Origin of the sequence: Cellulophaga algicola DSM 14237, from assembly GCF_000186265.1 — a bacterium.
Taxonomy (GTDB): Bacteria; Bacteroidota; Bacteroidia; order Flavobacteriales; family Flavobacteriaceae; genus Cellulophaga; species Cellulophaga algicola.
The window spans coordinates 589588-602059 of sequence record NC_014934.1 but is presented as its reverse complement, the minus strand read 5'-3'; the positions used below and the strand labels follow the sequence as shown (position 1 = coordinate 602059).

At 34.3% G+C, this 12472-nt stretch carries 11 protein-coding genes; 3 read left to right on the top strand and 8 right to left on the bottom strand.

Features of this window, described 5'->3' with window-relative positions:
* Positions 1-41: 41 nt before the first annotated feature.
* On the bottom strand, positions 42-404 hold the full coding sequence (locus CELAL_RS02525) for a hypothetical protein (protein WP_013549344.1): 363 nt from the start codon (positions 402-404) through the stop codon (positions 42-44).
* Positions 405-647: 243 nt separating this feature from the next.
* Between CELAL_RS02525 and mdh the strand changes: the two genes are divergently transcribed.
* Both mdh and secDF read left to right on the top strand, forming a co-directional pair.
* Positions 648-1574 carry a malate dehydrogenase gene (gene mdh, locus CELAL_RS02520; RefSeq protein ID WP_013549343.1) on the top strand — a complete coding sequence of 309 codons (927 nt, stop codon included), beginning with the start codon at positions 648-650 and terminating at the stop codon, positions 1572-1574.
* A 146-nt stretch (positions 1575-1720) separates the two neighbouring features.
* Positions 1721-4699, top strand: a complete 2979-nt coding sequence (gene secDF, locus CELAL_RS02515; protein ID WP_013549342.1) for a protein translocase subunit SecDF — start codon at positions 1721-1723, stop codon at positions 4697-4699.
* A gap of 48 nt (positions 4700-4747) precedes the next feature.
* Here secDF and CELAL_RS02510 read toward each other — a convergent pair whose 3' ends face one another.
* The 7 genes from CELAL_RS02510 to folE form a co-directional block, all read right to left on the bottom strand.
* On the bottom strand, positions 4748-5974 hold the full coding sequence (locus CELAL_RS02510; RefSeq protein WP_013549341.1) for an ATP-binding cassette domain-containing protein: 1227 nt from the start codon (positions 5972-5974) through the stop codon (positions 4748-4750).
* A gap of 18 nt (positions 5975-5992) precedes the next feature.
* Positions 5993-6511 (bottom strand): GNAT family N-acetyltransferase, encoded by a 519-nt coding sequence (locus tag CELAL_RS02505; RefSeq protein WP_013549340.1) that lies wholly within the window; start codon positions 6509-6511, stop codon positions 5993-5995.
* Positions 6512-6523: 12 nt separating this feature from the next.
* Positions 6524-7009, bottom strand: a complete 486-nt coding sequence (locus CELAL_RS02500; protein ID WP_013549339.1) for a DUF192 domain-containing protein — start codon at positions 7007-7009, stop codon at positions 6524-6526.
* A 5-nt stretch (positions 7010-7014) separates the two neighbouring features.
* Positions 7015-7971 (bottom strand): prolipoprotein diacylglyceryl transferase, encoded by a 957-nt coding sequence (gene lgt, locus CELAL_RS02495; protein WP_013549338.1) that lies wholly within the window; start codon positions 7969-7971, stop codon positions 7015-7017.
* Between the two features lie 101 nt (positions 7972-8072).
* A complete protein-coding gene (gene yidD / locus CELAL_RS21775) occupies positions 8073-8294 on the bottom strand; it encodes a membrane protein insertion efficiency factor YidD (protein ID WP_013549337.1) in 222 nt (73 codons plus the stop codon).
* Positions 8295-8339: 45 nt separating this feature from the next.
* Complete coding sequence (gene cysS / locus CELAL_RS02490) at positions 8340-9821, bottom strand: cysteine--tRNA ligase (protein WP_013549336.1); 1482 nt, start codon at positions 9819-9821, stop codon at positions 8340-8342.
* A 17-nt stretch (positions 9822-9838) separates the two neighbouring features.
* Positions 9839-10519, bottom strand: a complete 681-nt coding sequence (folE, locus tag CELAL_RS02485; RefSeq protein ID WP_013549335.1) for a GTP cyclohydrolase I FolE — start codon at positions 10517-10519, stop codon at positions 9839-9841.
* 135 nt (positions 10520-10654) lie between these two features.
* Between folE and CELAL_RS02480 the strand changes: the two genes are divergently transcribed.
* On the top strand, positions 10655-12442 hold the full coding sequence (locus tag CELAL_RS02480; protein ID WP_013549334.1) for a T9SS type B sorting domain-containing protein: 1788 nt from the start codon (positions 10655-10657) through the stop codon (positions 12440-12442).
* The last annotated feature ends 30 nt before the right edge of the window (positions 12443-12472 follow it).

Genomic DNA, 12472 nt, shown 5'->3' with positions numbered 1-12472 from the left:
AAACTGTCAACCTATTTTAGGACGACTCATTTAAAGTAATGTTATTGTTCTCTAGTGGCTAGGATATCGCCATCAGATTCTTGAAGTGTTGTTTGTACTAAGGTAACAATATCATCAGGGAAATCTGTGCCAGGGTAAGAAATGATATATTGATCATCTTCGTGTTTCCAGCTAAAATCTGTTTGAACAGTAAGGTCTTTATTTTCGTATTGATGATACCTTCCTAAATAGGCATCATTAAAAATCCATTCAGATTCTGTTTTAATAGTTTTCTGGTTTACGGAATTGTTTTCGACTGTACTGGTCCATATGCCAATAACAGGATCATTGTTAACAGTTGTTTTTGAGCAACTTGCGAAAATTAACGTAGCGCAAAGCGCTATGAAAGGGGAATGCTTTTTCATAGTAAGTAGGTTTAATTTGGGATGATAAACATACTAAAGATGACCGGTTTATTCGTGTTTTTTTCGACCAATGGTGTATTTTTGTAGGAAAATTCGTTGAATAACGTTTTTCTTTAACATTTGTAAGTCATTTTTTTTCAAAAAAAACTAACAAAATTGAATTTTAAAAGTCACTCTATTAGTTATTTTTTCTATTAAAATTCAGTATTTTTGAGGCAATTAAATCAATATAAAAAAAATAAAATGAAAGTTACAGTCGTAGGAGCAGGTGCTGTTGGTGCAAGTTGTGCTGAGTACATAGCTATAAAGAATTTTGCATCAGAAGTAGTATTGTTAGATATTAAGGAAGGATTCGCTGAAGGAAAAGCGATGGATTTAATGCAAACAGCTTCTTTAAATGGTTTTGATACAAAGATAACAGGTATAACTAATGACTATGCTGCAACTGCAGGTAGTGATGTTGCTGTAATAACATCTGGTATTCCTCGTAAGCCAGGAATGACAAGAGAAGAACTAATTGGTATTAATGCAGGAATTGTAAAGACAGTTTCTTCTAATCTTATTAAGTATTCTCCTAATGTAATCCTTATTGTTGTTAGTAATCCTATGGATACAATGACATATTTGGTACATAAAACAACTGGACTAGCAAAAAATAAGATTATTGGAATGGGTGGTGCTTTAGATAGTGCTCGTTTCAAATATAGATTAGCAGAGGCTTTAGGGGCTCCTATTTCAGATGTGGATGGAATGGTAATTGGTGGTCATAGTGATACAGGTATGGTGCCGTTAACAGCTCATGCTACTCGCAATAGTATTAAGGTTTCTGAGTTTTTATCAGAAGAAAGATTAACTCAGGTTGCAGATGATACTAAGGTTGGTGGTGCTACATTAACAAAATTATTAGGAACTAGTGCTTGGTATGCGCCAGGAGCAGCAGTTTCTAGTATGGTTCAAGCAATTGCTTGTGACCAGAAGAAAATGTTCCCGTGTTCAACGTATTTAGAAGGTGAGTATGACTTAAATGATATTTGTATTGGTGTACCCGTAATTTTAGGTAAAGAGGGTATCGAAAAAATTATAACTATTCCTTTAAGTGATGCAGATAAAGCTAAAATGCAAGAAAGTGCAGCAGGAGTAAAGAAAACAAACGATTTGTTAGCGCTATAATTAGCGCTAATACTCCAATAAAACAAGGGCGGTTGTCAGTTTGATAACGGCCCTTACTTATAAAAGCAAAAAATATTGTCAATTCCTTACTTAAATGATATATTTGCACGCTTACAAAAAAAAACCAGAAATTAATATAGTAACTAATGCAGAATAAAGGACTTATAAAGCTTTTCGCTTTTTTGTTTGGATTGGTAAGTATCTATCAATTGTCTTACACGTTTATAACAAACAATGTTGAAAAGAAAGCAGCAACCTATGCTACTAACAGTATTTCTAGTACTGAAACCGATTATTTAAATCTAAGAAAAGATTTAGAAACCAGGTATTTAGACTCTATTGGAGAAGAATCTATTATGGGCTTTACCTCCTATAATGATGCTAAAAAGAAAGAGCTAAATAAAGGATTAGATTTAAAAGGAGGGATTAATGTTACGCTTCAGATATCTGTAAAGGATATCTTAAAAGGGCTAGCAAATAACACTTCAAATGCTAAATTTAATGAAGCATTAGCTAATGCAGATGCGGCTTCAAAAAACAGTAGTGATACGTATATCGATTTGTTTTTTCAAGCTTTTGAAAATTTAAAAGGAGATACAAAATTAGCATCGCCAGAGGTTTTTGCAAACAAAAGCTTAAGTGATGTTATTAATTTTCAGATGACAGATGATCAGGTAAAACCTATCATTAGAACTAAAATAGATGAATCTATTATTTCTGCATTTGAAGTACTAAGAGAACGTATCGATGGTTTTGGAGTTACACAGCCAAATATTCAAAGAGAAGGTTCGTCAGGACGTATATTAGTAGAATTGCCAGGAGCTAGAGATATAGCACGTGCGCAAGAGTTACTTTCTAGTACAGCTCAGTTAGAGTTTTGGGAAACGTACAGACCAGACAATCAAAATTTAAGTCAGTTTTTATTTGCAGCAAATGAGAGATTAAAAACTCTTGTTGAGGTTGAAGTGCCGGAAACAGTAAGCAAGCCAGAATCAGAAATAGATTCTTTATTGTCTGATGTGGCTCAGGATTCAATTGATTTTGCAAGTGAAGTTAACCCGTTAATTAGCCTGTTGATACCTGGTGAGCCTGGTGCACAGTCTTTCGTTAGGGCGTCAACTAAAGATACAGCTCAGATTTCTGCATATTTAAAAATGCCAGAAATTAGAAGATTGGTTCCTAAAGAATTGCAGTTTGTAAAATTCTTATGGGAAAGACCAACTGAAGGTGCTGAAATCGTAGGTTTGTATGCTTTACAATCAAATAGAGCAGCTACGCCTAGAATTAGTGGAGATGTTGTGAGCGATGCTCGTGATGATTTTGATCCTCGTAGTAGACCAGCGGTAACTATGAGTATGAATACAAGAGGAGCAAAAGAATGGCAGAAATTAACGAGTGATGCTAATCTTAATGGTACTGGTATTGCTATTGTATTAGATAATAAAGTTTATACAGCTCCGGGAGTTTCACAAGTTGGTGGTATTTCTGGTGGTCGATCAGAAATTACAGGTTCATTTACGATTAATGAAACTAAAGATATAGCAAATGTTTTAAGAGCGGGTAAATTACCTGCTAAGGCTGAAATTGTACAATCAGAAATTGTTGGTCCATCATTAGGACAGGAAGCTATTGATAGTGGTTTCAATTCTTTTGCAATAGCAATGGTTTTTGTGCTAGTTTGGATGATATTTTATTACGGTAGAGCTGGTGCTTTTGCAGATGTTGCTTTATTGTTCAACATACTTTTAATCTTTGGAGTGTTAACAAGTATAAAAGCTGTTCTAACGCTTCCTGGTATTGCAGGTATCGTATTAACTATCGGTATGTCAGTAGATGCTAACGTACTTATATTTGAACGTATTAAGGAAGAAATTGCAAAAGGGAAAGGTAAATCATTAGCAATTGCCGATGGTTTTAGTAATGCATTGTCTTCTATATTAGATGCCAACATTACTACTGGATTAACTGCGGTTATCTTATTTGTATTTGGTTCAGGACCAATTAAAGGTTTTGCAACTACCTTAATCATTGGTATTTTAACATCGCTTTTTACTGCGATTTTTATTACTCGTTTATTAATTGGATGGTATTTGTCAGCAAAAGACAGAAAATTAGAATTCTCTACAGGCTTAACGAAAAACTTGTTCAAGAATGTACATATTAACTTCTTATCTAAAAGAAAATATGCGTACATATTTTCAACGGTTTTAATTGTTATTGGTTTGTATTCATTATTCTTTGGACCTGGATTACAACAAGGAGTAGATTTCTTGGGAGGTCGTTCATATCAAGTTCGTTTTGAGCAACCCGTTAACCCTTCAGAAATGTCAACAGAATTGAATGCTGTTTTTGGTACTGGTACTAATGTTAAAACATATGGTGAAGATAATCAGGTAATGATTACCACAGCATATAAAGTAGCTGTTGAAGGTATTGAGGTTGATACTGAAATCCAGAATAAATTATTTACAACATTACAGAAGTATTTTCCTGATGGAACATCTTTTAGTGATTTTTCAGTAGCTAATGATGATAAAGCTATAGGTATAATGTCCTCTAAGAAAGTAGGTCCAACTATTGCTGATGACATTAAGAGCAATGCATTTTGGGCTATTATTGGTTCATTAGCCGTAGTGTTTTTGTATATCTTATTCCGTTTCCGTAAATGGCAATTCTCTTTAGGAGCTGTAGCAGCGGTATTCCATGATGTATTAATTGTATTAGGAATCTTCTCTATCTTTGGTAAAATCATGCCATTTAATATGGAAATCGATCAAGCCTTTATTGCGGCAATACTTACTGTAATTGGTTATTCTTTGAATGATACTGTGGTAGTGTTTGACCGTATTCGTGAAATAGTTGCGGAAAGAGGTTGGAGTGCAGGAGAGAATACAAATCTTGCATTGAATAGTACATTAGGAAGAACCTTAAATACGTCTTTAACGACTGTTATAGTTCTTCTTGCAATCTTTGCTTTCGGTGGAGATTCATTAAGAGGATTTATGTTTGCTATGATCATTGGTGTAGTGGTAGGTACCTACTCTTCATTGTTTATTGCAACTCCTGTAATGTTTGATACATTAAAGAAGAGTACTCAAGATGGTGAGGAGAAAGAAGAAGAATAAATTAAAGTATGTATAGTATATAGAAAAAGCCGCTAATAGCGGCTTTTTTTATTTTGTAATAGTTCCTATAGAGCCGTTGGTAGTTTTTGTTAGTTCAAATTTGTTTTTAGGGTTTAAACCAACTTCTTCTCTATGTGAGACAAAAATAATAGCAGTGGTTGTTTCTAATGCTATTTTATTGGTGAGGGCAACAAACAAGGCGGCACTATCATCATCAAGATTTTCTGTAGGTTCATCAAGTATAAGGACTAAAGGGTGTTTAATCATAGCTCTACCAATCATAATCAATCGTTGTTGTCCAACAGGGAGCTCTATAAAAACCTTTTCTGCCAGATGCTCCATATTAAGGGCTTCTAGCCATTCTTTAGCTAATAAGAGCTGATTTTCTGTTGGGATTTTATATAGCCCTATAGAGTCGTTTAAACCAGAAATAAGCATGTTTTTAACCGTGTCAGTGCGTTTAAAGTTATGTGTTAGTGTTGGTGTGTAATAGCCAATCTTCTGCTTAATATCCCAAATAGTCTCACCAGTCCCTTTTTTCTTTCCAAAGAGATATAATTCTTGACCATATCCTTTGTTGTTTTCCCCGGTAATTAATGATAGTAAGGTGGTTTTTCCGCTCCCATTTTTACCGATGAGTTGCCAGAAGGAGTTTTTTTTAATTTCCCAATTGATATTTTTTAATATGAGTTTTTCATCAAAACTGACTTCTATGTTTTTAAAATTAATTAATGAATCTCCTTCGCCGTGTATACTTTTAATGGGTTTAGGAATTTCTTTTGTAAAGTGAATTTCGGGGTTGCTTTTATTGCTATTATCAATTAATGCCAATGATCCGTTATCTAAAAGTTGGAATCTAGTGGTAATAAAATCTAAGGCATCACTTTTTCTGCTTAAAACGATAATGAATATAATTTTTGATGCATTTTTTTCAATGGATTGTTTTAGATCGGCAATAGATTCGTGATCTAAATTATCAAACGGATTGTCTAACACTAGGTAGTCTAGATTTGAATTCAATAGATGTTCGAGTACCACTTTTCGTTGTTCTCCGCTAGACATAGATTTTAGGCTTTGCGAAGTGTTTTTAGTGGCTGTTTTTATATCATGTACTTCTTCTTCAAAAATTAAGGCTTCAATTTTTGATTTTGTAAGTGCATCTCCCTGAAGGCCTTGAAATACTTCTGGTTCTAATACATTTTTATCTTCTATAAGCTTAGTAATTAATGCTTTTGTTGATAGGGTATTTGTGGTGAAAATGATGGTATGTGACATGTGACTATCAGATTTTTGTTAGCGTATTGTTTTAAATATATAAACGGGGTTGTCGTGGTAGGTAGTTTCAAAATCTAGCGTCATGCCATTTCGTATGGCTACATTTTGAGAAGGTATGTTATCAATGTGGATAATACTGATCAGGGAAGTGCTTAAATTATTTTTTTGTGCAAATATTTTGCATTCGGTTGCTGCTTCCAAAGCATATCCAAATCCCCAATATTCAGGAAGCAGTGAATAGGCGATCTCAAGCTCTTTTTTATGGTTAACTTCTTGGATAAGCAAGCCTGCTAACCCTAGGAGTTTATTATTTTGTTTCCCTATCAATGCAAATTTACCGCCAAGCTTATTTTTATACCGGTAAAATGTTCTTTCAAAATCTGCCTCACAGGCAGTTCTCGGATCTTTAGGTAGACCATTCCAGAATTTAGATGTTCTTTTATCTTCATGAAATGGTAACCATAATTCAAAATCGCTTGGGGTTAATTTTCTAAATAATAACCGATCAGATGTGATGTTATTTACCAGATAATCCATTAGAGATTAATCTTATAGTTTTTTATACACTACGCTATCTTTCACTTCTAGAAGATACTTTTCTGCTAACCCTGCATTTATTTCAAGTACATATTTTATAGGTACTTGAGAGGAAAGCCCTGATTCATTAAAGGGAATAGCATTTTCTTGAAAACTTGCAATTTTTAAATTCTCAGTAAGATAAATTATATCTAAAGGGATCTCTGTGTTTTTCATATAGAAGGAATGCAGGGCAACATCAGGGAAAACAAAAAGCATCCCGTGATTAGCTTTCATGCTTTTTCTATACATTAATCCAGTTTCTGTTTCATAGTCTGTCTCTGCAATTTCAATGTCGAAAGAGGCTATGATAGAATCTGTTTTGGCTTTGTAGATGGTTAATTCGCCTTCTTTTTTAAATGTTATAGCTGGTGTTTCTATAGCTTGTTTTGCTTCCTCTTTACAAGAAAGAAAAAGACATAGTGTTATGAGTGTAAGTAGCGTAGCAGTGATTTTCATGAGACTTATGATTTCGTAGGTCTAAACATAAAATACAATCCTATTAATACAAAAGGAATACTTAGCCATTGACCAATAGAAAGTAGCTCCATGGATTCGTCAAGCGAATTTTGGCGTTCTTTTACAAATTCTACAAAGAAACGGATTGACCATAAAAGCACTAAAAAAGCACCAAATAAAAATCCTGGCTTGTCTTTTTTTTCTGTTTTCCAATAGAAATAATATAAGGCAATGAATACGAAAATGTAACAGACCCCTTCATATAATTGTGCAGGATGGCGATACGGTATTGCATCTAAAACAGCAGCAAATTTAGGGTTGTTTTCAATAATACTATAAGCAATATTTGGTGTTTTAGCATTGGTCAATTGCATTGCTTTATAAGCGGGAAGATCATCAGAATTTCGAACAAATTTTGTTGCGAACAAAAATGATTTTTCAACTGTCTTTCCTACAATTTCAGAATTAAAAAAGTTTCCTAAACGTACAAAGAAGGCGCCTATTGCTACAGGAATAACTATACGGTCTAAAATCCATAAGACTTTAAATTCTGGATGTTTACGTACGTATAGATACATGGCTACGATAATACCGATAGCTGCTCCATGGCTAGCTAGACCAGTAAAACCGGTAAATTCATATCCATTAATGAAACCGAACAAGGCTTCATTTGGGTTTCCTTTTATAGGTAGTAATATTTCTATTAAATTATTTTTATAGTAGGGCCAATCGTAGAAAATTACATGCCCTAAACGTGCGCCAAGCATGGTTGCAAGTACGGTGTATATAAAAAGCGAATCTAATTGTTCTACAGTTTTTTTCTCTTTTAGAAAAATTTTCTTCATCAGGTACCAACCAAAAGCAAAGGCGGCAATCCATAAAAGGTTATAATATTTAATTTGAATAAACCCAATTTTGAATAACGTGTCATTTGGGTTCCAGATAATACCTAAAAAGTACATTTACAAATATTTTGAAGGGCTAAGATAAGAAAATTGAAGCTAGACAGCGAGAAGCACAGTAAAGAAAATGGAAATTAATAAAAATGAAAAAGTTAATCTTTCTAGGGTACGGGATCATACCCTTTTCCGCCCCAAGGATGGCAACTAAAAATTCGTTTTAATGCTAGCCATCCTCCTTTAAATAACCCATGTTTTTTCAATGCTTCTAGGGTGTATTGTGAGCAAGTAGGCGAGTAGCGGCAACTTGCTGGCGTAAGAGGAGATATTACCAATTGATAAAAGCGCACCAAAAAAATAAAAGGGGCAATAAAGATTTTTTTCAAAACGCTATAAAAATTAGTTCTCCTTTGGTGTGTGCACGCTATAGTTTATAAAACACTAAATGTGGTGCCTTCTTTTCCGTCTTTTAATTGAATGCCTAACTCGGCTAATTGATCTCTAATAATATCAGAAGTAGCAAAGTCCTTATTGTCTCTTGCTTCTTTTCTAAGTTGAATTAATAATGCAACAACTCCAGACAGTTTATCGGTATCTGAATTTGCATCATTTTTATCTTCTAAGCCAAGAATATCAAAAATAAAAGCATTAAAAGTGTTGTTTAAAAGTGCTTTGTCCATTTCAGAGATAGATTCTTTACCTTCTTTAATGGCATTGATGTGTTTAACAGCTTCAAACAAATGAGCAATTAATGTTGGCGTGTTAAAATCGTCATTCATGGCATCATAACATTTCTGTTGCCAAGCATTAAAGTCAAAATCAGAACTGCTATTCGTCTCTAATTTATGTATGGTGTTTAGTGCTTCCATAAGTTTTAGAAATCCTTTTTCAGATGCTAGAAGAGCATCGTTACTTAGATCTAAAATACTAGTGTAATGCGCTTGCATCATAAAAAAACGGACTACCGTAGGGGTAAATGCTTTTGATAATAAAGGGTTCGTACCGGAAAAAATTTCATCTGGTAAAATATTATTTCCTGTAGATTTCGCCATTTTTTTGCCATTAAGGGTAAGCATATTGGCATGAAGCCAATAGTTTACAGGCGAAACACCATTGCTTGCTTCTGCTTGTGCAATCTCACATTCATGATGCGGAAATTTTAGATCCATACCACCACCATGAATATCAAATGTCTCTCCAAGATATTTTGTACTCATCGCAGTACATTCCAAGTGCCAGCCTGGAAAGCCATCTCCCCAAGGTGAAGGCCATCTCATGATATGTTGTGGTTCCGCTTTTTTCCAAAGGGCAAAATCTTGCGGACTATGCTTGTCATCTTGAGCCGCTAATTCGCGAGTATTCGCAATCATGTCTTCTAGCTTACGGCCACTTAGTTTGCCGTAATTATGTGTTTCGTTAAATTTTGGGACATCAAAATATACAGAACCATTCACTTCGTAGGCAAAACCTTTTTCTAAAATTTCTTTTATAATTTCAATCTGCTCAATAATGTGACCCGTTGCCGTAGGCTCAATACTTGGTGGTAAGAAATTAAATTTTTGTAGAATATTGTGAAAATCAACAGTATACCGTTGCACAACTTCCATTGGTTCAATACGTTCTAAACGTGCTTTCTTAGCAATTTTATCCTCACCATCTTCGGCATCATTTTCTAAATGGCCTGCATCCGTAATATTACGTACATAGCGTACTTTATAGCCTAAATGTTTAAAATATCTAAAAATCATATCAAAAGACATGAATGTTCTGCAGTTTCCTAAATGCACATTACTGTATACTGTAGGCCCACAAACATACATACCAATAGCACCTTCGTGAATAGATGTAAATGGTTCTTTTTGTCCGGTTAATGAATTATAAACTTTTAAATGTTGAGTTTTATATAACTGCATGCTTTATTGAAAAAAAATTAAAACCTTGTTTCTAACTGAATAAAATTTAAAAACTCTTTACGTGTTGCTTCTTCTTTGAATTTTCCACCATATTCAGCCGTAACAGTACTGCTTTCAATATCGCGGATACCCCTAGAATTAACACAAAGGTGTTTTGCATCAATAATACAGGCAACATCTTCGGTATTTAATACTTTTTGTAATTCTCTTACAATTTGAATATTCAAGCGCTCTTGTACTTGTGGTCTTTTTGCAAAATAATCTACGATACGGTTCATTTTAGAAAGCCCAACAACGGTACCATTAGATATGTAAGCTACATGTGCTCTACCAACAATAGGTAAAAAATGGTGCTCACAAGTACTGTAAAGTGTTATGTTTTTTTCCACCAACATTTCTCCATACTTGTATTTGTTATCAAACGTAGAAGATTTTGGTTTTTTGTCAGGGTGTAAGCCAGAAAATATTTCGTTAACGAACATTTTGGCTACTCGATTAGGAGTTCCTTTTAAACTGTCATCAGTAAGGTCTAAGCCAAGGGTTTCCATAATTTCAGAAACATTAGCTTTTATCTTTACTATTTTTTCTTCATCACTCAAATCAAAAGCATTGTCAAGTAATGGGGTATCTTCAGAAGTTGAAACATGATTATCTCCAATTTCTTCAAATTGATCTTCTAATGTACTGTCAATTTTCATTTGTTATCATCTCTTAAGTGCTGCAAAGATATACATTATCTAGTATTTAATAGCAAGTTTACCTTGTTACACAACATTAATTAGCATAGGCTTTGTCGCCTTTTTAGTTTTGTGCTTACGAACAAAGTATCTCTTATGAGATTTATTTTATTTTTATTTTTATTTTCAAATTTTTCCGTTGCACAGATTTCTCCTGATTGTTCAACGGCTATACCTATTTGCAACAATACCCCGGTTAATAGTGGTACAGATAATTATGGTGTAGATGATTTTAATGGAAATGCTAGATCTGGTTGTTTGGAGCGTACCACGTCGGGTGCAATCGAATCAAATTCAGCATGGTATAGGTTTAGAACTTCTGCCACAGGGCAGTTGGGTTTTAATATTAGCACAGACATTGCTGAAGATTGGGATTTTGCCCTTTATAAGACGAACGATTGTGCAGCTTTAGGAGAACCTGTACGCTGTAATTTTTTAGATAATGACGATCAAAATAGTTTTCTAGGAGTAGGAGAAGATCCTACGGGCGCTACGAATAATGTGCAATATGAAGAATGGTTGTCTGTTGTGCCAGGTGAGGAGTATTATTTGTTGATTAATAATTTTTCAAACATAAATTCTGGATTCTCCATTCAGTTTTCTGGAGATATTTTTATAACGAACCCCTATGATGCCTTAGATTGTACTATAATTAGTAACCTTTTGGGTCCGCCTATTGCGGCATGTGAATCAGATTTTATTATGCTAGATGCAGCGACTTCAGATGCGCTAAGCTATGAATGGTATCGAAATGATGGTAGTGGTTATTCTCAAATTATAGGAGAAGTGAATGCAACATTGAATGTGTTAAACTCTTCAGCGTATCGTGTTGTCGTAAATAGAGCAGCAGGTAATAGTATAAGTGATGTGCAGGTATCTTTTACGCCAAACCCTATCGCAAACCCAATTCAGGATAGCTATTTTTGTTTTGATGATCTTACTTTTGAGTTAAATAGTTTAGATAATGAAGTTTTAGGAACTCAAGATCCTAAAGCTTATTTGGTTACGTATCACGCAACATTTACCGAGGCTGTTACCGGAGTTAATAGTTTGGCGAATAGTCATATTAAAGCTGCGGGTACAGAAACTATCTACGTTAGAGTGTCTTCTTTTGCAAATCCTAAATGTTATGATGCCTCTCAAGATTTTCAATTGATAGTTTCGGAGCAAATTGTACAAGATTTTCCAGAAACAGTATATTTATGTGAGGCTATTTCATCTGCTATTATTGGGGATGATACACCAAATGCAAACTTTACTTACGCTTGGAGTACGGGAGAAAATACGCCAACTATTAGTGTTACAGATTCAGGAGTGTATACTCTTGTAATAACAACTACGGTAGGTTCACTTGTTTGTAGTGCTTCATTTAATGTTGCTTTAGTTATTTCAAAATCTCCAAAAATAACGGGTGTCCGTATAGATGATTTGCAGGCTGATAATAGCGTAGTAGTTTCGACCGAGTTAGCTGGAGATTATGAATATCAGTTAGATGATGAACCGTATCAATCTAGTCCGCAATTTAATACTGTGTTGCCGGGTATGCATACGATAACGGTAAATGATTTAGAGGGCTGTGGTATTGCTACAGAGACGATTGTAGTCGTAGGATTTGAACGGTTTTTTACACCTAATGGAGATGGTATTAATGATATTTGGTCTGTATCGGGTTTAGCTACATTAGACACTCCAATTTTATTAATTTTTGATAGGTATGGGAAACTGTTACAGCAATTAAATAGTTCTCAAACAGGATGGGACGGATTTTATAATGGAATACAAATGCCAGCATCAGACTATTGGTTTCAATTAAGTTTTTTAGAAACTGATGGCAGTAGGGTTACTGCAAAATATATAAATAACCACTTTTCATTAAAGCGTTAGCTTAATTACACTGGTATTTCATCGATTAAA